At 35.8% G+C, this 23346-nt stretch carries 18 protein-coding genes, 1 tRNA gene and 1 pseudogene; 11 read left to right on the top strand and 9 right to left on the bottom strand.

Annotated features, from left to right (window positions below; translation table 11 throughout):
- Window positions 1-14: 14 nt before the first annotated feature.
- Entirely contained in the window at window positions 15-1877 is a 1863-nt protein-coding gene (locus tag ACQY29_RS07190) for a T9SS type A sorting domain-containing protein (protein ID WP_428224548.1), read from the bottom strand.
- 327 nt (window positions 1878-2204) lie between these two features.
- Between ACQY29_RS07190 and ACQY29_RS07185 the strand changes: the two are divergent.
- Both ACQY29_RS07185 and ACQY29_RS07180 read left to right on the top strand, forming a co-directional pair.
- A pseudogene (locus tag ACQY29_RS07185) lies at window positions 2205-3911 on the top strand (GEVED domain-containing protein); the annotation flags it as partial.
- Between the two features lie 1959 nt (window positions 3912-5870).
- On the top strand, window positions 5871-6494 hold the full coding sequence (locus ACQY29_RS07180) for a T9SS sorting signal type C domain-containing protein (RefSeq protein ID WP_428225887.1): 624 nt from the start codon (window positions 5871-5873) through the stop codon (window positions 6492-6494).
- On the opposite strand, the gene ACQY29_RS07175 is transcribed toward ACQY29_RS07180, so the two are convergent.
- Window positions 6484-6816 (bottom strand): hypothetical protein, encoded by a 333-nt coding sequence (locus ACQY29_RS07175; RefSeq protein ID WP_428224547.1) that lies wholly within the window; start codon window positions 6814-6816, stop codon window positions 6484-6486. The genes ACQY29_RS07180 and ACQY29_RS07175 overlap by 11 nt on opposite strands.
- Before the next feature lie 28 nt (window positions 6817-6844).
- Here ACQY29_RS07175 and ACQY29_RS07170 point away from each other — a divergent pair, with 28 nt between their 5' ends.
- From ACQY29_RS07170 to ACQY29_RS07145, 6 genes are all read left to right on the top strand, one after another.
- Window positions 6845-7021 carry a DUF5522 domain-containing protein gene (locus ACQY29_RS07170; protein WP_428225886.1) on the top strand — a complete coding sequence of 59 codons (177 nt, stop codon included), beginning with the start codon at window positions 6845-6847 and terminating at the stop codon, window positions 7019-7021.
- 128 nt (window positions 7022-7149) lie between these two features.
- The gene (locus ACQY29_RS07165) at window positions 7150-9186 is read left to right on the top strand and encodes a urocanate hydratase (RefSeq protein ID WP_428224546.1); all 2037 of its coding nucleotides are present in this window, start codon (window positions 7150-7152) and stop codon (window positions 9184-9186) included.
- Between the two features lie 79 nt (window positions 9187-9265).
- On the top strand, window positions 9266-9790 hold the full coding sequence (locus ACQY29_RS07160; protein ID WP_428224545.1) for a DUF4136 domain-containing protein: 525 nt from the start codon (window positions 9266-9268) through the stop codon (window positions 9788-9790).
- Between the two features lie 896 nt (window positions 9791-10686).
- The gene (locus ACQY29_RS07155; RefSeq protein WP_428224544.1) at window positions 10687-11070 is read left to right on the top strand and encodes a group III truncated hemoglobin; all 384 of its coding nucleotides are present in this window, start codon (window positions 10687-10689) and stop codon (window positions 11068-11070) included.
- Window positions 11071-11138: 68 nt separating this feature from the next.
- Window positions 11139-12896, top strand: coding sequence for an aromatic amino acid hydroxylase (locus ACQY29_RS07150; protein WP_428224543.1), 1758 nt, complete (start codon window positions 11139-11141; stop codon window positions 12894-12896).
- A gap of 62 nt (window positions 12897-12958) precedes the next feature.
- Complete coding sequence (locus ACQY29_RS07145; protein WP_428224542.1) at window positions 12959-13270, top strand: rhodanese-like domain-containing protein; 312 nt, start codon at window positions 12959-12961, stop codon at window positions 13268-13270.
- Between the two features lie 84 nt (window positions 13271-13354).
- On the opposite strand, the gene ACQY29_RS07140 is transcribed toward ACQY29_RS07145, so the two are convergent.
- Window positions 13355-13966, bottom strand: coding sequence for a DUF4230 domain-containing protein (locus tag ACQY29_RS07140; protein WP_428224541.1), 612 nt, complete (start codon window positions 13964-13966; stop codon window positions 13355-13357).
- A 51-nt stretch (window positions 13967-14017) separates the two neighbouring features.
- Between ACQY29_RS07140 and ACQY29_RS07135 the strand changes: the two genes are divergently transcribed.
- Complete coding sequence (locus ACQY29_RS07135) at window positions 14018-14428, top strand: hypothetical protein (RefSeq protein WP_428224540.1); 411 nt, start codon at window positions 14018-14020, stop codon at window positions 14426-14428.
- On the opposite strand, the gene ACQY29_RS07130 is transcribed toward ACQY29_RS07135, so the two are convergent.
- The gene (locus tag ACQY29_RS07130) at window positions 14409-15359 is read right to left on the bottom strand and encodes a GSCFA domain-containing protein (protein WP_428225885.1); all 951 of its coding nucleotides are present in this window, start codon (window positions 15357-15359) and stop codon (window positions 14409-14411) included. The genes ACQY29_RS07135 and ACQY29_RS07130 overlap by 20 nt on opposite strands.
- Before the next feature lie 50 nt (window positions 15360-15409).
- Between ACQY29_RS07130 and ACQY29_RS07125 the strand changes: the two genes are divergently transcribed.
- Window positions 15410-17155: an ABC transporter ATP-binding protein gene (locus tag ACQY29_RS07125; protein ID WP_428224539.1), complete on the top strand. Its 1746-nt coding sequence runs from the start codon at window positions 15410-15412 to the stop codon at window positions 17153-17155.
- Between the two features lie 79 nt (window positions 17156-17234).
- Here the strand turns inward: ACQY29_RS07125 and der are convergent, their stop codons facing one another.
- Window positions 17235-18545 (bottom strand): ribosome biogenesis GTPase Der, encoded by a 1311-nt coding sequence (gene der, locus ACQY29_RS07120; protein WP_428224538.1) that lies wholly within the window; start codon window positions 18543-18545, stop codon window positions 17235-17237.
- A gap of 314 nt (window positions 18546-18859) precedes the next feature.
- Here der and ACQY29_RS07115 point away from each other — a divergent pair, with 314 nt between their 5' ends.
- Window positions 18860-21058 carry a TonB-dependent receptor gene (locus ACQY29_RS07115; protein ID WP_428224537.1) on the top strand — a complete coding sequence of 733 codons (2199 nt, stop codon included), beginning with the start codon at window positions 18860-18862 and terminating at the stop codon, window positions 21056-21058.
- A gap of 140 nt (window positions 21059-21198) precedes the next feature.
- Here the strand turns inward: ACQY29_RS07115 and era are convergent, their stop codons facing one another.
- From era to ACQY29_RS07095, 4 genes are all read right to left on the bottom strand, one after another.
- Window positions 21199-22083, bottom strand: a complete 885-nt coding sequence (gene era / locus ACQY29_RS07110; RefSeq protein WP_428224536.1) for a GTPase Era — start codon at window positions 22081-22083, stop codon at window positions 21199-21201.
- A gap of 201 nt (window positions 22084-22284) precedes the next feature.
- Entirely contained in the window at window positions 22285-22731 is a 447-nt protein-coding gene (locus tag ACQY29_RS07105; RefSeq protein WP_428224535.1) for a KTSC domain-containing protein, read from the bottom strand.
- Window positions 22732-22782: 51 nt separating this feature from the next.
- Window positions 22783-22898 (bottom strand) — tRNA-OTHER (locus tag ACQY29_RS07100).
- 20 nt (window positions 22899-22918) lie between these two features.
- The gene (locus ACQY29_RS07095) at window positions 22919-23329 is read right to left on the bottom strand and encodes a hypothetical protein (protein WP_428224534.1); all 411 of its coding nucleotides are present in this window, start codon (window positions 23327-23329) and stop codon (window positions 22919-22921) included.
- Window positions 23330-23346: the final 17 nt, after the last annotated feature.

The raw sequence follows: 23346 nt of genomic DNA, 5'->3' as shown, positions 1-23346 counted from the left end.
AAGATTGAAAAAAATTATTCAACAATTACCTTCTTTACCATTTCTACACCAGTTGCGGCAGTGACCTGAACGATATACACTCCGGAGCTAAACTGCGAGGTACTAAATTCAAAACTCGAATGATTTCCTAAATCTTTTTTATCCAACATTAATTCACCTGAAACATCGTAAATTTTACATTGAGACAAATCGATAGATTCTGCATTTTTAACTACTATTGCTTTTAATCCTTTATCAGCAAACACATCTAACTTAGTCGCTATATCATGCTCAGGTTTAGATAATTTAGCATCTTTGAATGTAATTTCAAAACGATCACGAACATTACCCGCTGGCAACTCAATTTCGAAAATACCCTCTTTTATATCGTGATAAGTATCTTTTAATTTATCGTGCATATAAATTTTTTGATTAGGATTGAAACCATACAGAAGATCGTTGACTTTAAGCTTAAATTTTGCGGAATTTTTATTTCTAAATCCAACTGGGTATCCTTTATTCTCATCAAATTTAGTCAACGACATACAATATTCTTCTTGTGTACCCTCCAAGATGTGATAAAAAGAAAAAATGGCATCATCCGCATCACTTTTTGCATCTGCCGAATAATCAGGACCATCGGTCAAATTATCAGCAAAACCAAGAGCTGTCCTAATTACCCCTTGATTGTCGTTCACTAAAACTTTAATACGAATTTGTTCTGCATACGATTTTCTCTTTTGACTTGTATAATCAATGCCAGCTACATTAGGTATTGGATCAAAAAAATCATTACCCTTATCTGATGCAACTGACATCTTTGCAAAAGGAGACATATTTACATCGGATTCTTTCAAAAAGACCCTAAAACCATTTTTCATCGAAACATTACCACTTGCAATTCCTTTTACCATAAACCCTTGTCCTATAGGTACGAAACGTTTTTTTATAGTAAGTCCATCTTGCGAATAATCTAAATCATTATCTGAATCTAAATCCACATCATATGTGCCGTCACCCTTACTCGTCCAGATATCGGCTCTTTTATACCCTCCTAAAATTGTATAAACACCATAGCCCCCTTCATACCCCGCTAACAAATGGGTATTCTTAACCACTTGTTCCCAGTAATAGACAGCTCCATCTAACAATGCGACATTCCCCACATCTGACAAAAAGGAATGAATATCTATTGCACTAGGATACGGATTACCAATAAGGGTATAATTGCCACTGGAAACAGCATTTGAAATTGTACCATCGTTAGGACGTCCTCTAAAATCATAACGTTGCGCACTACCAGTATTATTTGCAATTGCACCTGTATAAGGTACGACCGCATCAGTCCCACTAGTTCCTTTCATCGTAAAGCCCAAACCTGGATTAGTATTTCCTTGTCCTACATACGCCCAATTTGCATAAACGTTTCCTGAAACATAATTATATATCCATCGATCAGCAATTCCTACTGAGCCAAAAGAGCTTAAACCATCGTGCCCACTGATAGGTGTTCCTAAATTGAATGAAATAGGGTTATTCGTAACATTAGGCACACCTATCTGTTTGATTGAAAAACCACCATTAGTCCCATAACCAGCAACAGGCGCAAAACCACCCACAGGTGAACACCAATAATTGTATTGGTAATTATTAACCGTTCCTTCTTGATATACAGACAAATTTCCGTTACCTGAATTACTACTGAATCCAGTTGTTTTTTGTAATAACTGCCCATCTTGACGCAGATACAGAAAACTTGAATTGTCTTTCAAATTAACGTCAGAAGTAACAGTAACATACTGATCTTTGACATATATGTAAGCATTAGAACCAACATATAACTGCGCTTTACCTCCTAAAGAAGACAAACTTATAACCAAGAAAAACAATAACCGCATAAAACTATTTAGCTTAACTTTTTAGACTGCAAATTTACATATAAAAGATCCAACTTTTATATATAGCCCCATACTAAAACTTCAATTTCCAGAGACCTAAAGATTTATATAACTAAAAAAAGTAACCTAAGTCACCTAACATATAAAAGCAAAAAACATATTATACAAAAAAAGTGAGAAAAAAATTATGAAACATCGATAAAAAACACAAAAACTCGACGAAAACAAAAATTTACTTCATTTTATTTGCATATTTTTGACACGTTTTATAATTTTAATAATTATCAAACTGATAATCAATCCCAAAAACCATTAATTCTTTAAGCTATGAAAGAATTTTACGCAATAAAAAGCCAAGGTAAAAGAACACTTTTTACTTTTTTAATATTTCTGAGTTTAGTTTCTTTAAATACAAAATCACAAGTAACCTATATAAGTGCCACAGGCGATGGTGGTTTTGAAACAGGAACTTCTTTTGCATCAAATGGATGGAGCGTAGCTAATCACAACAGCGGCAATCGATCTTGGTATGTTGGAACAGGACAAACAGGCTATACAGGAAACAGATGCGCATTTATAGGTAATTCATCAACAAGCGTTGGAACCACGAACTCTGCACGCACAGTTCATCTATACCGATCTATCACAATTCCATTAGGAGCGACAAACATTCAATTAACTTTCAAATACAAGCAAGCAACATCTGATTTTATATCACCAACTTATTATGATTATATAGCTGTATATACAGATACTAACACGCCTACAGAAGGGAATCTCCCTGGAGGCACACTCCAATTTGGCCCTTATCCTAACACGAGTGTATCAACTTTTACAACACAAAACGTTACTCTTCCGAATTCACTAGCAGGTACAACTACAAATTTGATATTCACATTCAAAGCAGATATAGATTCACCTCATGCTTACGGTGCGGTAGACGATGTATCACTAACCTATACTGCTCCTCCCGCCTGCACAACCCCAACTGCGCAACCCACCCTATTATCATTAACTCCAGGCTCAACGACAGTTACAGGAAGTTTTACCGCAGCCAGTCCAGCACCCTCTAACTACCTTGTAGTTAGAAACACGAGTGGTGTTGCGCCTAGCCCAGTAAATACTAATAGTTACACCATAGGTTCAACCACCTTAGGAGGCACGAATGTAGTGGTGGACAATGACACTAACACCAGCTTTAGCGACACTGGTTTAACGGTAAACACAACTTACTATTATTTTGTATATGCTTTTAACAATAATGCATGTAGTGGAGGACCAACCTATTTAAGCACGACTCCTTTAAATGGTAACACTCAAACTGTACCAAGTTATTGTACGCCTACAACAACATCCAACTCAAGATATATTAATGCTCTGCAATCGATGGGAACCTTGAACGATGTCCTTAGCGCAAGTGCTCCAGGTTATTCCACCTCTGGCTACGGTAATTATACAGCTACTACTATAGCGGAGCAAGTCCCTGATGGACCTGTAAATATATATGTTGCCCTGATTGGATCTCAATATTTAAAAGCTTATGTAGATTGGAACAAGGACGGCGATTTTGATGACGCTAATGAAACCGTTTATAGCTCCGGCAATACAACATTTGCTCTTGACACCACTATTGGTTTTATTGTACCAACTGGTCAAACAGCTGGCAACTACAGAATACGCTTTCATTCAAGAGGTAGCGGTGTTAGCGGTGAAGATTCGACTTTCAATGCTTGCTCTAACTCTACTAGAGGCGAAGTAGAGGATTACATCTTAAAAGTAACCGCTGACTGTAGCGCAAAAATTGCTACTATTACTAACGGTACTGCTTGTGGCCCAACCAGTAGCGTAACCCTTACTGCTACAGGTACTGCCGGAACCACAGGATTCTATTGGTACACCTCAGCAACTGGAGGCACTGGTACTTTTACAGCTACTGGCTCTTGGAACACGCCTGTTTTAAGTGTTGGTACTACTAAATATTATGTAACCGCTTACAATGGCAGTTGCGAATCGAAATTTAGAACCGAGATAAAAGCGACTGTAAAAACAGTACCTTCATTAACTTTTAGTAACCCCACACCTACAGTTTGTGGTCAAGACGACATTATTAGTATTTCTGCTTCTGGCACATCAGAAGAAATTGAATTATTAAACGAATCTTTTGAAAGTGGCCTTGGTCTTTTTACTTCAACTATACCAACAGCTACTGGCGCAGGTACTGACAGCCAATGGGCTGTACACACCAGCTCTTATCAACCTGCAAATACAGTTGTATGGAAACCCGCTATCAGTTCGGGACTTATAGGGGATAAATTCGCTCTAGCGGCTTCAGACTATAGCGGATCCAACATAGTTACTAACCTAACTCAAACCGGAAGCATTAACACAGTAGGATTTACTAGTTTAAATATTGATTTCAAACACTATTACTCATTTTATTCAGGCGATAGTGGTGATTTACAAGTTTCAACAGATGGAGGAACAACTTGGATAACACCCGCAGGAGGTTCTACCACTTCTGACATAGGTACACCAGCCGCTTTTGTAGATAAAACTGTAGATTTAAGTAGCTATATCAATCAAGCAAATTTGAAAATTCGCTTTAGATATACTGCACAATTTGCAGACGGCTGGGCTTTAGACGATGTACGCGTTTACGGAAATAAGCCCTTATCACCTAATTTCACTTGGTCTGGCGGAGTAGATGCTTACACAGATGCTGCATGTACAAATGCATACACAGCTGGGACAACGGCTAGTACTGTTTATATCAAACCAACACTAACCCAATTAACAGCTAACACTTATAACATAGTAGCAAATGCTAATTTAAGTAATTCTTGCACCACTTCAGGAACTATAACCGTTACCAACAATTCAAGAGTATGGACTGGTGGCTATGGAAACGATTGGAACACAGAAGACAACTGGTCACCTAACAATGGTGTTCCTGATGCTAATTCTTGTGTTATTATTCCTAATGGAGCTATCTCTCAAATCACCAATGCCCCTACAGCCTATGCTAAAAATGTGGATGTACAAACTGGAGGGAATTTAGAAATACAAGCGAATCAAAATTTAATCATTACCGACTGGCTAAAAACAAATGGCACACTAAACGTTAGAAATGGTGCGAATTTGGTACAACTAAACGACTCTCCTACACCGGCTAACAGCGGTACAGGAACTTTCAACATGGATAGAACCGCAACTAACTTAAAAGCTTTTGATTACATCTACTGGTCTTCACCTGTAGCCAATTTTCCAGTTACTAGCGTATCTCCACTGAGCCAAACAACAAGAATTTACCAATGGATTCCTGACGTAAATAATGGCGTAGGAACCCCACCTTCTTATGGGTATGGCAACTGGTCAAACACCACCGAAAACATGGTTGCAGGAAAAGGCTACATCATAAGAGTACCTAATTCAAACACCTCTTTTTCAACCACTTTCACAGGAATCCCAAAAAATGGTATAATCACAAGAACTATAACCAGAGGTTCATTCACAGGCACTAGTTATACTGGAGCCAATGGTTTGCTAATAACAAACACTACAGACAACATGAATTTAGTGGGTAATCCATATCCTTCTGCAATCGACGCTGTAGAATTCTTAACAACCAACTCAGGCGTAATAGATGGAAAAGTTTACTTATGGACTCATAATACCCCAATATCAACATCCAATCAAAGTCCATATTACCAATCCTATGCTTACAATTATTCAAGCAGTAATTATGTAACCTACAACAAATTAGGTAGTAACGAAGGTCCTTTTTATGGTTTCAATGGAAAAATTGGAGCGGGACAAGGATTTTTTGTAGAAATGCTAGATGGAGCTGCCGGAACCAACACGATCACCTTCAATAACAGCATGAGAACCGACAACGCTAACAAAACTTATGACAATAGTCAATTTTACAAAACTTCAAAAATAGAGCCTGAGAAACATAGAATTTGGCTTGACTTTTTTGATAACAATTCAAACATGACCCGATTCATGATTGGCTATGCTACTGACGCCACTAACGGCAGAGATCGTCTATTTGATGCTAGCACTAATTATCAAGACCCTTTTACAGCTTTCTCGATATTAGATGACGAAATTTTCAGTATTCAGGGCAAAGCTGTACCTTTTGACAACAACGACAAAGTAAACATCGGATTTCAAGTACCAGCTCAAGGCAATTATAAATTTGCTATTGCTTATACAGATGGTCTATTTGCAGACAAAACTCAAAAAGTATATTTAGAAGATTTATTAACAGGCACAATACATGACTTAACACTTTCGCCATACAGTTTCACCTCAGAAAAAGGTTTATACAAAAATCGCTTTGTTTTAAAATACAACAAAGAAAACTTAGCAACTAACAACCCTAAATACGACAATAGTATAACGGTATTCGGAACAGAATACATCACAATAAAGTCAGAATTATTCTTTATAAAAGACATTCAAATTTATGATGTTTTAGGCAAATCTTTATTTACATCAAAAGATCTAAATAAAAAAGAGAGTACATTTAATTTAAGAAACACCAACAGTGCTTTACTAGTAAAAATAACTCTTGAAAACGGAGCTATCGTAACTAAAAAAATTATATATTAAGATACTTTAAAAACTTCCAAAAAGACCTCTGCTGCAAATAGTCGAGGTCTTTTTCATTTTGATACGCCTCACGTTCAAAAGAAATATTATAATAAGCATGCTTCCAGTTTTTAAACTGCATCCATCGGATTAAAAACTCTACAGCATACCAAATATAAAAAGGCACGATTAACAACTCCAACTGTTGTCGAATATGGATACGCTCGTGATTTACAAAAACAGGGTTTAATTTATCCTGTTTATCGGCTAGAATTACAAATGGAAAAAAAGTAATCCCCCGAAAACCTTTTGGCGTCAAATATTTAAAAACAATGAGAATCATATCCTACAAAATTGATAAATTTGCGAATATGAACAATGCTTTAGACCCAAATAATTTAAAAGAAGGAGAAGATTTCTATTACACTCCCGAAGGTTATAAATGTTTTACCGAGCAATACCACCTAAAAAGAGGGTATTGTTGCAAAAGTGGTTGCCGTCATTGCCCGTATGGGTTTGATAAAAAAACTGGAACAAATAGAAAGTAAACAGTCGTCAATATTCAGTGGTCAATATTCAGTGGTCAGTGATCAGTTCGAGTAATCAGTCTCAGTGCTCATTAATCAAAAACTTTGAACATTATAAACTTTGAACCTTAAACTTTAAACAAAAAACAATGCAAGATAATTCACAACATATAGCTACTGTTCCCTCTTTGGAGGCTATGGAGCTTTTTCACCAACAAATTACAGTAGGAATTCCATCGATTTTACCACAAGCAAAACCCTACGAACCACAAATCAATCACGCGCCTAAGCGTAAAGAAATATTAACAGACGAGGAAAAAAAATTAGCCTTACAAAATGCTTTACGCTATTTCGAACCTCATCAGCATGCGGAACTACTTCCTGAATTCAAACAAGAATTAGAACTATACGGACGTATTTACATGTACCGTTTGCGTCCTGATTATGAAATGAGAGCACGCAATATTGAGGACTACCCTGGCAAAAGTTTACAAGCTAAAGCCATCATGTTGATGATTCAAAACAATTTGGATTATGCCGTAGCGCAACATCCCCATGAATTAATCACTTACGGCGGTAATGGTGCGGTGTTTAGCAACTGGGCGCAGTATCGTTTGACCATGCAGTATTTAGCTGAAATGACAGACGAACAAACCTTGGTGATGTATTCTGGACACCCTATGGGGTTGTTCCCATCGCATAAAGACGCACCTAGAGTTGTAGTTACTAACGGGATGATGATTCCTAATTATTCTAAACCAAACGATTGGGAAAAATTCAATGCTTTAGGGGTTACGCAATACGGTCAGATGACCGCAGGTAGTTATATGTACATAGGCCCACAAGGCATTGTACACGGAACAACCATTACTGTTTTAAACGGATTTAGAAAAATAAAGAAAAATCCTTCAGGAGGTTTATTTGTAACCTCTGGATTAGGAGGCATGAGTGGCGCACAACCTAAGGCCGGTACGATTGCTGGCTGTGTAACGGTTTGTGCCGAAGTAAATCCTAAAATCACAAAAATACGTCACGAACAAGGTTGGATTCACGAAATTCACACCGATATGAACGGGTTAATTACTCGCGTACGTGAAGCCTTAGCCAATAAAGAAATTGTTTCACTCGCTTATTTAGGCAACGTAGTAGATGTTTGGGAACGTTTTGACGAAGAAAATTTACATATCGATTTAGGTTCTGACCAAACCTCTTTACATAATCCTTGGGCTGGTGGTTATTATCCTGTGGGGATTTCTTTTGAAGAGGCTAACGAAATGATGGCAACTCATCCTGAACAATTTAAAACAGAAGTTCAAAAAACCTTACGCCGTCATGCCGAGGCTATTAACAAACACACCGCTAAAGGTACCTATTTCTTTGATTACGGAAATGCATTCCTTTTAGAAGCATCACGTGCAGGAGCTGCTGTTATGGCTGAAAATCCAACGTTGGGCAGAGAATTCAAATACCCGTCGTATGTTCAGGATATTATGGGACCTATGTGTTTTGACTACGGATTTGGACCTTTCCGTTGGGTGTGTGCTTCTAACAAGCCCGAAGATTTACAAAAAACCGACAACATTGCTTGTGCAGTTTTGGAGGAAATGATGCAAAACGCACCTGAAGAAATTCAACAACAAATGGCGGATAACATCCAATGGATAAAAGGTGCACAACAAAACAAATTGGTCGTAGGTTCACAAGCCAGAATTTTATATGCTGATGCCGAAGGGCGTATCAAAATTGCTCAAGCCTTTAACGAAGCGATTAAAAACGGTCAAATAGGACCAGTAGTACTAGGTCGTGACCATCACGATGTATCAGGAACTGACTCTCCTTATCGTGAAACTTCTAATATTTATGACGGCTCCCGTTTCACAGCTGATATGGCTATCCACAATGTAATTGGCGACAGTTTCCGTGGAGCAACATGGGTTTCTATCCACAACGGTGGTGGTGTAGGCTGGGGCGAAGTTATCAATGGTGGTTTTGGTATGTTATTAGATGGCTCAGAAGATTCAGCTCGTCGTCTAAAATCGATGCTATTCTGGGATGTGAATAATGGTATTTCTCGTAGAAGCTGGGCAAGAAACGAAGGGGCTATTTTTGCCATCAAGCGTGCTATGGAAGTAGAACCGCTTTTAAAAGTGACGTTACCTAATTTAGTGGATGAAAATTTGTTGTAAACATTTGATTTTCAAAGATTATAAATTGATTTGGTATGTTTTTTGTGGTAACTTTAAGACACCTTAAACGTATAAAACTATGAGAACGATACAATTACTAGCTTTTTTTAGTGTATTCATCCTTGCGGGATGCAGTTCAGTATATGTCAATACAGATTATGACAAAAGAGCTAATTTTAGCCAATACAAAACTTTTGCCTATTTAAAAAGTGGCATTGACAAAGCGGAAATTTCCGACTTAGACAAAAGAAGAATTTTGTATGCCTTAGATGAAGCGCTGGCAAGCAAAGGGTTTACCAAATCAGAAAATGCGGATATCCTTATCAGTTTTTTCACCAAAGAAAGAGAACGTGTAGATTACTACAACAATTGGGGATGGAATATGGGATGGAATCCTTGGTGGGGCGGTTTTAACTACTCCATGCCGATTACCTCTACCGAAGGCACTTTGATTATAGACGTCATTGATGCCAAAACCAAAGAATTAATTTGGCAAGGAAAAGGTTCAGGATACCTGACCCAAGATGTAGAACGAAAAGACGCTCGCATCAAAGAATTTGTTTCCAAAATCTTAGAAAAATATCCTCCACAAATTAAAAATTAATTAAGTGCTCCTTTTTAGGAGCATTTTTTTTCAAACACAGATGAGCACAGATAAACAGATTTTTCAGACACAAATTCCACGAATTATCACGAATTTTATTAAGGTATCCATAAAGAAATCTTTTCGTTCGTTTATAATTAAGAAATAGTGAGCTTCGTGATTTCTTTGTGTACTTTGTGGTTAAATGTTTCACAGAGCACACAGATAAAAAGACATTTCAAACACGAATTATCACGAATTTCATTAAGGTATCCATAAAGAAATCTTTTCGTTCGTTTATAATTAAGAAATAGTGAGCTTCGTGATTTCTTTGTGTACTTTGTGGTTAAATGTTTCACAGAGCACACAGATAAAAAGACATTTCAAACACGAATTATCACGAATTTTATTAAGGTATCCATAAAGAAATCTTTTCGTTCGTTTATAATTAAGAAATAGTGAACTTCGTGATTTCTTTGTGTACTTTGTGGTTAAATGTTTCACAGAGGCACACAGATAAAAAGACATCTCAAACACGAATCCCTCTAATTTTCAAGAATTTTATTAAGGTGCTAGACAAAGACAGGTAAAGAATTCTTTGCGTTCGTTTATAATTGAGAAATTGTGAACTTCGTGATTTCTTTGTGTACTTTGTGGTTAAATGTTTCACAGAGGCACACAGAGAAACAGATTTTTCAAACACGAATCCCTCTAATTTTCAAGAATTTTATTAAGGTACTAGACAAAGCCAGGTGAAGAATTCTTTGCGTTCGTTTATAATTGAAAAATTGTGAACTTCGTGATTTCTTTGTGTACTTTGTGGTTAAATCTTTCAAAGAATTGACACTGCAACCTAACATTTATCATTTTTTTAAGGCTTTATAGCTGTAACTTTGTGTTGACACTATTCGACAAAAATGAAAGACATAGAAAATATAAATGATATACAATTGATGGTGAATACTTTTTACGATAATGTAAAAGTTGACCCCTTGATTGGCCCTATTTTTAATGGCGCGATACAAGATTGGGGACCACATTTGAACAAAATGTATGGTTTTTGGGAAACAATTCTTCTGGATAAACATTCTTATTCAGGGTCACCATTCCCGCCACATGCCAAAATGCCTTTGGAAAAAATCCATTTTGACCGCTGGATGCAATTGTTTGAAAACACGGTCGATAGTTTATTTACAGGCGAAAAAGCCGACGAGGCCAAATGGCGTGCAGGCAAGATGGCAGAACTTTTTAATTATAAAATTGAATATTTCAGAAAGGCAGGGCATCGTCCCTTACTTTAAAAATCGAATCCTTTTTTAATTTTAATTTCATTTTAAAAAACTTATTTTTGCTCAAACAACTCAGAAATATGGAAACTCATTTTGAAAGCAACCCATTAATCGACCGATTACCGCAACATTTAAAACAGTTCATCATCCCGCAAAACTATGAGGATTATACGCCCATCAACCAAGCGGTATGGCGCTATGTGATGCGTAAAAATGTGGATTATCTTTCAAAAGTAGCCCATGAATCTTATTTGGAAGGTTTACAAAAAACAGGTTTAGAAATAAACTCGATTCCTAACATGTACGGAATGAACCGTATTTTGAAAGAAATTGGCTGGGCCGCTGTAGCTGTAGATGGTTTTATTCCGCCAAGTGCTTTTATGGAATTTCAAGCCTACAATGTGTTGGTTATTGCTTGCGATATTCGTCAATTAGAGCACATAGAGTACACCCCTGCTCCTGATATTATCCACGAAGGTGCCGGTCATGCTCCTATTATTGCCAATCCCGAATACGCAGAATATTTACGTCGTTTTGGAGAAATTGGTTGCAAAGCTATTTCATCAGCTAGAGATTACGAATTGTATGAAGCGATTCGTCTTTTATCTATTTTAAAAGAAGCTGAAAACACCCCAGAAGAGGAAATCAAAAAAGCAGAAGCACAAGTAGATTTCCTTCAAAACAACATGGGCGAACCTTCAGAAATGGCTCAAATTAGAAACTTGCATTGGTGGACGGTAGAATATGGTTTGATAGGCAGTGTGGAAAATCCAAAAATTTATGGTGCGGGACTACTTTCTTCTATTGGGGAAAGCGAATGGTGTATGACAGATAATGTCGTAAAATTACCTTACGATATTAGTGCAGTAAACCAAAGTTTTGACATCACAAAACCACAACCTCAACTGTATGTAACCCCTGACTTTGCGCATTTGAGCTTGGTTTTAGAAGAATTTGCTAACAAAATGGCGTTACGCACAGGAGGGTTATCAGGTGCAAAAAAACTTATCGATTCAAAAGCCCTAGGTACCATCGAATTGAGCACTGGCTTACAAATTTCAGGCGTATTTACAAACGTTATTGAAAATGAAGGCAAACCCGTGTACATTCAAGCTACTGGAAAAACTGCTTTAGCCTACCGTGAAAAAGAATTGGTAGGTCATGGTACCGAATACCATGCCGAAGGTTTTGGTTCACCTATTGGCAAACTTAAAGGCATCAACTTAGCCATTGAAGATATGAGTCCGCGTGATTTGCGTGCCTACGACATTTACGAAGGAGAACAAATCACACTTGAATTTGAAGGCAATATTAAAGTTACTGGGGAAATCATCACTGGTACACGTAATATCCAAGGAAAAATATTACTTATCAAATTCAAGAACTGTACCGTTACGCACGGCGACCAAGTATTGTTCCAGCCTGAATGGGGTATTTACGATATGGCAGTTGGTAAAGATATTATTTCTGCCTACTCAGGTCCTGCCGATGTAAACAGTTTTGATATGATTAGTCATGTCCCTTCAAGCAAGACCATTAAGCAACAAAAATCGGCTGAGCGTGAAGAGTTAGAAAAACTGTACCAAAACGTGCGCAACATTCGTGAAGGTAAAGCAACAACCATCACATTGAAAGAAGCATTTGGCGCCTTAACAGGTCAACATCCTACCGATTGGTTGTTAGCTGTAGAAATTGCTGAGATTGCTCACAAAGAGAACAACAACGAATTAGTAGATAAAGTTTTACAGCATTTAGAAAGTGTAAAAAGCAAAAAACCAGAAGTTGCTAAGCTTATTCAAAATGGGTTAGACTTAATTTTTGAAAAAATTTCGGCCTAATGTAACTTTTGTCACTAACAAATAAAACGAATGCCCATACTTTTGAAAAAATTCAAAAACGTATGGGCATTTTTAGTTTCTTAGGTTTCGGAGCAAAAACCAATGACACAGTTAATGATTTTGTAGCACGAGGTGCGGTAATCATTGACGTACGCACCACTGGCGAATATGCTTCTGGACATATAACGAATTCAAAAAACATCCCTTTAGACTCGCTTCTTAAACAAATTGACAGTATCAAAAAATTAAAAAAGCCTGTAATTGCCTGCTGTCGCAGTGGTATGCGTAGTAGTCAAGCAGTTTCTATACTTAAACAACATCAAGTTGAGTGTATGAACGGCGGGAGTTGGGATAGCTTACAAGCTAAACTGTAATTTTCTTCATATTTTTAAATACCACAAATTATTAGTTTTTTTTTGGAAAGGTAAGGCTTCTTTTTAAGAAGCCTTACTTTTTGTTTATAAGTTAAAATCACGTTCTGTCGACACAGCTTCACCTTTATACTCAACTTTCCAACCAATACTATGCGTAATCAATAGAATTTTTGATAATTCGCTCACCAAACGATTCTTCGCATTGGTTTTCAAAGTAGATTTTTCGATTTTTTTAGCTAAATCGGCTTTTACTTTTTTGGAAATAGCATTAAAATCAGCGCCAGTAAATTCGTTAAACTTACTTTGTTCGATATCGTAATACTGTATATCAGGACTAATTTTTATTTCTTCTTTGGGTATTGAAACTATACGGATGGTTTTATTCTTTTCATCCACTTCATATTTCATTTGACGCAAATCATAGGCTACCGTAACATCAGAATTAGCCACCACAATCGCCTTTTTATCAAACGAAACTAAACCGCCTAAGTATTCATTCTGGTCTTTAAAAGTCATTACTTGCGAAAAATGTCCTTCGGTCACCACCAGTTTCCCTACACTCTTTATCTGTTCTTGAATTAAATTGGAATTATACTCGGTGGTACTACCCGTTTCAGCAGTAAAATATTTATACGTAAAAAAAGCTAAAACACAGATTAAAAGTCCGTAGAAAAGTTTTTTATAAAGATTTATCATGGATTACAAGATTTTGATTTACTTTTATAATCGTACCCAATACCAAAGTTAATGAATAACCCCGAAATTCCTAACGATTTTGCCATCTCAAAAAAAATGCGTTTTATTGAAAACTTGCATATCGTGTTCTGGTTGGTCAAAGACATGGGTTGGTGTTTAAATTTCAAATCATTGGGTATAAGTATGGCAATTCCTACGATTTGTATTGCCCTTTACTTCTTAATTAAAAACAGAAAAGACACTTCTGAACGCTACCACAACTTTGCTGTTTTACTCTGGATAGTAGCTAATTCTTGGTGGATGTGTTCTGAGTTTTTTGGTTTTGACGAAACCGTTTTATTGTTCGGACTCACCGGTCGCAGTCTAACTGCTTTTCCTTTCGGGATAGGTATACTGATTTTATCAATATATTATATTTTTCTTTTCCCAAAAGAATCAAAAACTATGAAAAATCAATCGTAGGTACTTTCTTTTGCAAAACTTGCATTTTATCTTCTAGTTTATCTAAAAATTTCCGATGACTCTCGGTATCAGGATTAAATGGGCGATGTGCTAATCCTTTTTGAATCACCTCAACGTCTTGCATAATAGACAGTGTTTCTTGGTCAAAATAAGTCTCAGAAAAACGTTCCCAAATGTAATCTACCGCCAATGCATTAGGATGTAACATATCTTTTTCATAAAAACGATAATCGCGAAGTTCGTCGAGTACGATTTCGTAGGAAGGGAAGTAAGTCAAAGATGGATGATGGATGATGGATGAATGTAAAGCTGAAAATAAATTCGCTTTGCTTACATTGTTCTCAAAAAAACCATCTTTACTATGACGCACAGGAGAAATGGTAAATATGAATTGACACGTTAGATTGACTGAATGAATCAATGCCACAATACTTCTTAAACTTTGTTCATTTTGTGCTGGACTCAGTAAGACTTTAGTAAATTCCTTTTGAGGTACTTTATGACAATTAGCCACTATTTCACCCGTAGTATTATTTTGATACACCCAAGAAGTTCCTAGCGTAATAATACAATGGGTTAGTTTACTTATTTGACAATTCGTAGATTCAATTAAAGTATTTAACGTTTCTAAAAATGTATCTTTATTAGGATTTGAAAGTTCCGAATGCACTTCAAAACAATGCCATAAATCATTGTGAAAAAAAATATCCTTTTCAGTAAAAAAATCTTTATTGACTGCCCTTTGAATCAATTTTTCAATAGAAACCACATTAAAAATTATTCCAAAAGGATTTACAGAAGCATTCAACTTAAAATAACTAAATTTGCTTCCAATGTTTTCTGAAAAACAAGAACCTAACAACATCATATCGGATTGATACGAAATAAGTTGCTTGGACTTAGCTATGGGTATTTTTAACGAAAAAATCATAGTCAAAACTACAACTATTTTAGCAATCCTCATAAAAACAGTAATACGCCATGGAAATTTTATATAGCTACTTAAAAAAACATTACAAACTCTTAGCCTTAGCTCTTTTTATGGCAGGCTTGAATATTTGTTTTAGTTTGAGTGACTCCATCATTACAGGGAAATTGATGCAAGATTGCGGAGTAGGCATTTCAAAATACAAAGGCAATGAAATGGGGTTCATCAAAGCGGTCACTTTTTGGTTAGGTCTTTCTATTCTAATGGCAATGATATCCAGAATAACCAAAAACTTTCAAGATTATTTCACAAACATCGTTATTCAACGTGCGGGTGCTGAAATGTATACCGATGGCATTAAAAAATCGCTTGATTTGCCTTATGCGCAGTTTGAAGACCAGCGCAGTGGCGAAACTTTAAACAAATTACAAAAGGTACGTATCGATTCGGAAAAACTCATTAACCTTTCGATTTCTTTGATATTTCAAACCATTGTAGGATTCATATTTGTGTTTTTATACATCGCTCGAATTGATATAAAAATATCACTTATTTTCATAGTTACAGCACCTATCATTGGCTGGTTGAGTTCTATTTTAGGTAAAAAAATCAAAGCGGTTTCTAAAAATATTGTTTCACAAACCAATGCTTTGGCTGGGGCAACTACCGAAAGTTTGCGCAACATAGAATTAGTGAAGAGTTTAGGGCTCACCCAACAGGAAGAATCGCGCTTGAACCAAAACACTTTAAAAATATTAGGCCTCGAACTTCAAAAAATTAGATACATCCGAAGTTTAAGTTTTATCCAAGGTACAACGGTGCATTTCATGCGCACATTGGTTGTTTTCACCTTATATTACTTTGTTTTTCAAGGAAAAATAGTGTTAGGCGATTTATTAACCATGACCTTCTTTACCTTCTTTATTTTTAACCCATTACAAGAAATGAGTCAATTTATTATTGTAAAAAATGAGACTAAAGTTTCATTGGACAATTTCAAAAAACTATTGGCTCAAGATTCGGAATACAAACCCGAACACCCTAAAACCATTGGCACGATTGAAAAATTAAACTTCAATAGCGTTAGCTTTCAACATCAAACCGCTAATTTCAAAGCGGTGGAAAACATTTCGTTTGAAATAAAAAAAGGAGAAACCGTTGCCTTTGTTGGTCCTTCCGGGTCTGGAAAAACCACCTTAGTGAAATTATTAGTGGGCTTGTACAAACCTTTAGACGGTACGATTACGTATAACAATATAGATGAAACCGAAGTAGAGCTACTTGAAATCCGAAAACAACTAGGCTTTGTAACACAAGATGCCCAATTATTTTCAGGCACTATAAAAGAAAATCTATTATTTGTTAAACCTGAGGCTACCGATGAAGAGCTGTTGAAAGCTTTGCATCAAGCGAGCTGTCAAAACTTATTAAACCGCGCCGAAAATGGTTTGGACACTACCATAGGCGAAGGCGGAATTAAAGTTTCGGGTGGTGAGAAACAACGATTATCTATTGCGAGAGCCATACTACGTAATCCGAATTTGTTAATTTTTGATGAAGCTACTTCCGCTTTAGATTCTATCACCGAAGAAGCGATTAATGACACCATCAAATCAATTTCGAATCAAGAACGCATTACGGTTTTAATCGCCCATCGTTTATCGACCATTATGCATGCCGACAAGATTTTTGTTTTAGAAAAAGGCAAAATCATCGAACAAGGCAAGCATGATGACTTGGTGGATAGCAAAGGGTTATATTATGCGATGTGGAGACAACAAATTGGGGAAAGGAAATAAATTACTCACATTACCCTATCATAAAAAAACCTTTAAGAAATTATTTCCTTAAAGGTTTTTTTCAACATTTAGAGCAACCTTATTTTTCTCTAATATAAATATCCATGGGCACTCCTTCAAAATTCCAGTTGTCGCGGATTTTATTTTCTAAGAAACGCTTATAAGGCTCTTTTACATACTGTGGCAAGTTAGCAAAGAACACAAACTGCGGAGACTGTGTAGGCAACTGCATACAGTATTTGATTTTGATATATTTTCCTTTCAATGCTGGTGGCGGCATATGTTCAATGATATTCAACATATACTCGTTAAACTTAGAGGTCGATATACGTTGTTTTTTATTTTCATACACCTGAACAGCCGTTTCTAGAGCTTTTAACAAACGTTGTTTCGTTAATGCAGAAACGAAAAGAATAGGCACATCAGTAAAAGGTGCAATTTCTTCGCGAATTTTAGCTTCATACAATTTGGTCGTCATGGTATCTTTTTCAACCAAGTCCCATTTGTTAACTAAAATCACTATCCCTTTACGGTTTTTTTCTGCCAACCAAAAAATATTTTGGTCTTGCCCTTCAAATCCACGAGTCGCATCAATCATCAAGATACACACATCACTATGTTCAATGGCACGTACCGAACGCATTACTGAATAGAACTCTAAATCTTCTTTAACCTTAGCTTTACGTCGGATACCTGCCGTATCCACTAAATTGAATTCAAAACCAAAACGGTTGTATTTGGTATCGATAGCATCACGTGTAGTTCCAGCAATATCAGTAACCACAAAACGGTCTTCACCAATTAAAGCATTGATAAACGATGATTTACCTGCATTAGGACGCCCCACCACACAAAAACGAGGTAATGGATTTTCTTCCTCTACTGCTTCTGGCATTTCAGGCAATACCTCAACTAATTTATCTAACAACTCCCCTGTTCCACTACCATTCATCCCTGCAATGGTGTAATACTCACCAAGTCCTAACGAATAGAACTCCACCGCATCACCCATACGCATAGCATTATCAACTTTGTTAACCGCTACTAAAACAGGTTTATCAATTTTGCGAAGCAAGTTAGCTACTTCCATATCCATTCCAGTCACCCCTTCTTCCACATCAACTACAAAGATGATCGCATCGGCTTCATCTATAGCCAATTCAACTTGTTTACGGATTTCACCTTCAAAAATATCGTCAGAACCTTTGATATAACCTCCTGTATCTATTACGGAAAACTCCTTTCCATTCCATTCACTCTTTCCATAAATACGGTCACGGGTTACCCCTGCTACAGAATCTACAATAGCTTCACGACGCTGAATTAAACGGTTAAAAAAAGTTGATTTCCCAACATTTGGTCTACCTACGATAGCAACAATATTATTCATTATTCAATTTTTGAGGGTGCAAATTTAAAAAAATAAGACGGGAAACACGTCATTTTATTCATTTATTATTTCTATATAATTGATTTTTATACTATTGTTATAAAAAAACAGTAAAAAACAAACTTTCATTGTGCTAATTAAATTTAAAAATAGAAATTTGATACTACTAATTTAAAAATCAATATTAAAAAAAAATAGAAAAACATAAAAAACGGCTCGGTTTTTGATTTGGTTACAGATTACAACAATAACATTTTTTCTTTTATTTTTAAAAAAACAACCCGATTTAGATCACTTTAAAAATTACAATATTGATGAAAACTACCCAACTAATACCCCAACTACTTCTAATACTTTTAACTTTTTCAATACGATCACAAAACACAAAATCAGACACACTAAAAAACCAATTAGAGGAAGTCAAAGTAGCATCGCATCGATACAATAAAAAAAGCACTCAAGTAAAAACGATTTCTCAAAGAGACATCGAGTTTGGAAGTTTTCAAAACACCGCCGACATGCTTTCTAACACAGGGAGCTTATTTGTACAAAAATCCCAACAAGGAGGCGGAAGTCCTGTGATAAGAGGTTTAGAATCTAACCGAATATTACTGATGGTTGATGGAGTTCGTATGAACAATTTAATTTTCAGAGGAGGGCATTTACAAAATGTGATTACGGTAGATGAAAATCTATTAGAAAAAGCAGATGTTTTATTCGGATCATTTTCTACCCCTTTTGGAAGCGATGCCTTAGGTGGAGCCATCAATTTGATTACTAAAAAACCTTTAACTAAATCCGAAAACAACAATCGCTTTTTTAAGGCCAACCTTAACTCACGTTACGGCACAGTGAACAATGAAAAATCGATTTATGGTGATCTTTATTTTTCAGGAAAAACATGGGGAAGCTTGACTGCACTTTCTTTCAATGACTTCGATGATGTACGCATGGGTAAAAATCCAAACGGTAGCAACCCTCTTTTTGGTGAACGCAACCAATATATCATAACTCAAAACGGTGTAGATCAAATCATAGAGAACGAGAACCCATTAATTCAAAAATTTAGTGGATACAAACAATATAATGCTTTACAAAAGTTTGTTTATAGACCAAACACAACCACCGAGCATTTAATAAACCTACAGTATGCTACTACAACTAACATTCCTCGATATGACAGATTAACAGATCTAAAATCTGGCAAACTTCGCTATGCTACATGGGATTATGGACCACAGGAAAGACTACTGGCTGGCTATAAATTCTCAAAAGACAAATTATTACTAAATAGCGATTTTACTTTGAATGCTAATTATCAAAAAATAGAAGAAAGCCGAATTACCCGTGATTATAAAAATCCTAATCAAACGTCAAGAGTCGAAGATGTAACTATTTACTCAATTAGTGCAGATTTAAAAACTAAAATAGGTACTGGCGAATTACTTTATGGTGCCGAGGCATTTTATGATGATTTAAAATCGACCGCGGAACTAAAAAATATAATACCCCACGAAACCAAACCAGCCTCAACCCGTTATCCTGACGGAAAAAACAACACCCTACGTACTGATGTTTTTGCCACGTATTTTGCCAATATCAACCCCGCAACTAAATACAACTTAGGCATAAGAGCAGGTTATGTAACTTTAAACAGCACGATAGAAAACAATGCTCTAAAATTACCTTACAACTCAATTACACAAAAGAATTTTACTTATAGCGCATCCGCTGGAATTACAAACAATTCAACTGAAAGTGTAAAACTAGGCTTTAACCTATCTACAGGATTCAGAGTTCCAAACATAGATGATTTAGCTAAGATTTTTGAATCAGGCAAAGGCACCTTAATCGTTCCTAATGCAAATTTGAAACCTGAAAAAACGATTACTGGAGATTTCAACATCACTTTAACTGACAATAAATCTATCACTTTTGAAAACGGGATTTATTACACCCAACTTTATGATGTAATTGTCACAGATAGCTTCAACTTCAATGGTTCTGAAACTATTCTTTTTGATGATGTTAACAGTAAAGTAATGGCCAATCAAAATTTAGGCAAAGCATCCATTTTTGGATATTCAACAACATTAAAAATCGATTTTTCAAAACATTTCAAATTCAACGGTAGCTACAATTACACTTACGGCAGAATTCACAGTACTGCAACTAAACCCACACAACCGCTGGATCACATACCACCCTACTTTGGTAAGGTTGCGTTTACCTTCCAAAACAATTGGATACACGCAGAGGCAAACATGTTGTATAATGGCAAAAAAGACATTAAAGATTACTTACTGAATGCCGAAGACAACGAACAGTATGCACCAAAAGAAGGGATGCCCGCTTGGCAAACTTTTAATTTCAAATCTTCTTTTAATGTGATTAAAAAAATAACTTTATTCACGGGAGTAGAAAACATTTTAGATACACAATACCGCACATTTGCTTCTGGAATCAATGCTCCGGGTAGAAACTTTTATGGAGGTGTTAAATACACCCTATAATTCCAAAAAAACAAAGAGGCTGTCCAAAAAGTTTAGGACAGCCTTTTTCTTTACTAAAATATTCGGACACCTATCGGAGATAGTTTTCATATAAGCGATTCTCAAGAACTAGCTTCGACTTTTAGGACACCCTCCTTTAATTATTTCTGGTTATATCCAAAGCGTCTGAGCTGACGCTCACTGGAACGCCAATCTTTATTCACTTTTACATACAACTCTATATAAATTTGTTTCCCAAAGAATTTTTCTAATTCCTCACGAGCTTGAATACCTACTTTTTTAATCGCACTCCCTTTATGACCAATAATGATCCCTTTTTGGGTTTCACGTTCAACCATAATCACCGCTCGAATACGAATGATAGCATCATCTTCTTTAAACTCTTCCGTTTCAATTTCTACAGCATACGGAATTTCCTTATCATAATTCACCAAAATTTTCTCACGAATAGCCTCATTTACAAAGAAACGTTCTGGCTTATCCGTCAAAGCATCTTTAGGATAATAAGGCTCCGATTCTGGCAACAATTCCACGATACGGTCAAAAACGGTTTGTACATTGAAGTTTTCAAGCGCTGAAATAGGAAAAATTTCCGCATTAGGTACTTTTTCTTTCCACATCGCCACTTGCTCTTCCAATTGCTGTTGGTCAGACTTATCAATTTTATTCAACAATAATAAAACAGGAGCTTTAGAAAAAATAATACGTTTAAAGAAAGCTTCATCTTTTAACTCTTTTTCACCAATCTCCACCATATACACTAACACATCAGCATCTTCAAATGCTGATTTCACAAAATCCATCATTGAATTTTGCAGTTCATAAGCGGGCTTGATAATCCCTGGGGTATCCGAAAACAGAATTTGAAAATCATCTCCATTGACAATTCCCAAAATACGGTGACGAGTGGTTTGTGCCTTACTAGTTATAATTGACAAACGCTCTCCCACGAAGGCATTCATTAAAGTAGATTTCCCTACATTGGGATTCCCAATGATATTTACATACCCAGCCTTATGCATCATATTTAAATTTATTTAGGTACACATTCAACCGAACGTCCACTGGACATTCTCCTCTTAATATCAAATCAATGATATTTACATATCCTGCTTTATGCAACATAGTATTATATTAAATTATCCTGCAAAGGTACGTTTTTATTTAGCAATATCTTCAAGCTGTAACACTCAAGCCCTTAAAAGTCTTTCAAATCACAAAATACACTATACTAATTCCGCTTCACCCGCTTTACGATAAATATAATTCCCATAAATATGACGCTTTGCGAAACGATTAGGAGATTCTGCATTTATCATTTTGATATACACATTTTTTGGCACTCCTATATATTCATACGAAACACCATTCACGTGAGTAATCATAAGTGTTTGTTTTTCTAAATAGAAATCCAATATAGCTGAATTTTGCACAGTATCCTGATATTCAGGCAAGTTTTTCTCTACCGTTTCGTTCGCTATACTTACCAAAAAGTGATAGGCATTGATAACATCCTTACTTTTTTCTTCCGCCAAGATTCTTCCTTCCTCGTCATTTGCAAACTTATCAGGATGTGTCTCTTTCATCGAATTTCGATAAATTGTTTTCAACTCTTTTAAAGTTACATTTTTATCAACTTCTAATAATTTACGGTATTCAACTACTCTCTTCATTTTTTTTTGAATAATAAAAAAGCCACTCATTGCTGAATGGCTTAAATTTAGTAGCGGGAACAGGACTCGAACCTGTGACACTTCTTGCTTATTTACCAATGCTTTACAGACTTCATATTTTTATGTATGCCTAAAAGTGTACCTTTAACCAAATTTCAAATCCCGCTTAAATCTGAAAACTCCAAATTCATTGCAAAAGTAGTAAATGTTTTTGGATAAATCTTGGCTTTCCATAAATTACTAAAATCTGTTTCTTTTTAGGGTTATAATTTGAGTAATACATAATTCTCCAAACTTTAAATCTTGTACTATATTCATCAACTTCAATCTGTTTGGAAGCATCAAGTACCAGGAATTGATTAATAATATGCAAATCATTTTCATTTACTTTTTTGATTGTTAATATTACTGCTGTCAAATAATCTCCATTAAATATAAGTTCAGTTTTATATGTAATATAATTCAGAAAATAGTTAAGCAGTTTACCTATATATTTATAACTATGGTAACCACTTAATCTATCCTCCAAAGCATCTAATTCAAATTCCCAGTTTTCATATTGTTTGTCTATTTTGAAAGGCAAATTAAGTTGTTTCATTGGCTCTTGGTATAAAA

The sequence above is a fragment of the Flavobacterium sp. genome (assembly GCF_965262375.1).
Classification (GTDB): domain Bacteria; phylum Bacteroidota; class Bacteroidia; order Flavobacteriales; family Flavobacteriaceae; genus Flavobacterium.
This window is presented reverse-complemented; position numbering and strand designations above follow the sequence as displayed.

What these genes read in the sequence shown, in the direction of transcription:
- ACQY29_RS07190 (WP_428224548.1), bottom strand. Translation starts at nt 1,877, where the DNA reads ATGCGGTTATTGTTTTTCTTGGTTATAAGTTTGTCTTCTTTAGGAGGT.
- ACQY29_RS07180 (WP_428225887.1), top strand. Translation starts at nt 5,871, where the DNA reads ATGACCCGATTCATGATTGGCTATGCTACTGACGCCACTAACGGCAGA.
- ACQY29_RS07175 (WP_428224547.1), bottom strand. Translation starts at nt 6,816, where the DNA reads ATGATTCTCATTGTTTTTAAATATTTGACGCCAAAAGGTTTTCGGGGG.
- ACQY29_RS07170 (WP_428225886.1), top strand. Translation starts at nt 6,845, where the DNA reads ATGAACAATGCTTTAGACCCAAATAATTTAAAAGAAGGAGAAGATTTC.
- ACQY29_RS07165 (WP_428224546.1), top strand. Translation starts at nt 7,150, where the DNA reads ATGCAAGATAATTCACAACATATAGCTACTGTTCCCTCTTTGGAGGCT.
- ACQY29_RS07160 (WP_428224545.1), top strand. Translation starts at nt 9,266, where the DNA reads ATGAGAACGATACAATTACTAGCTTTTTTTAGTGTATTCATCCTTGCG.
- ACQY29_RS07155 (WP_428224544.1), top strand. Translation starts at nt 10,687, where the DNA reads ATGAAAGACATAGAAAATATAAATGATATACAATTGATGGTGAATACT.
- ACQY29_RS07150 (WP_428224543.1), top strand. Translation starts at nt 11,139, where the DNA reads ATGGAAACTCATTTTGAAAGCAACCCATTAATCGACCGATTACCGCAA.
- ACQY29_RS07145 (WP_428224542.1), top strand. Translation starts at nt 12,959, where the DNA reads ATGGGCATTTTTAGTTTCTTAGGTTTCGGAGCAAAAACCAATGACACA.
- ACQY29_RS07140 (WP_428224541.1), bottom strand. Translation starts at nt 13,966, where the DNA reads ATGATAAATCTTTATAAAAAACTTTTCTACGGACTTTTAATCTGTGTT.
- ACQY29_RS07135 (WP_428224540.1), top strand. Translation starts at nt 14,018, where the DNA reads ATGAATAACCCCGAAATTCCTAACGATTTTGCCATCTCAAAAAAAATG.
- ACQY29_RS07130 (WP_428225885.1), bottom strand. Translation starts at nt 15,359, where the DNA reads ATGATTTTTTCGTTAAAAATACCCATAGCTAAGTCCAAGCAACTTATT.
- ACQY29_RS07125 (WP_428224539.1), top strand. Translation starts at nt 15,410, where the DNA reads ATGGAAATTTTATATAGCTACTTAAAAAAACATTACAAACTCTTAGCC.
- der (WP_428224538.1), bottom strand. Translation starts at nt 18,545, where the DNA reads ATGAATAATATTGTTGCTATCGTAGGTAGACCAAATGTTGGGAAATCA.
- ACQY29_RS07115 (WP_428224537.1), top strand. Translation starts at nt 18,860, where the DNA reads ATGAAAACTACCCAACTAATACCCCAACTACTTCTAATACTTTTAACT.
- era (WP_428224536.1), bottom strand. Translation starts at nt 22,083, where the DNA reads ATGATGCATAAGGCTGGGTATGTAAATATCATTGGGAATCCCAATGTA.
- ACQY29_RS07105 (WP_428224535.1), bottom strand. Translation starts at nt 22,731, where the DNA reads ATGAAGAGAGTAGTTGAATACCGTAAATTATTAGAAGTTGATAAAAAT.
- ACQY29_RS07095 (WP_428224534.1), bottom strand. Translation starts at nt 23,329, where the DNA reads ATGAAACAACTTAATTTGCCTTTCAAAATAGACAAACAATATGAAAAC.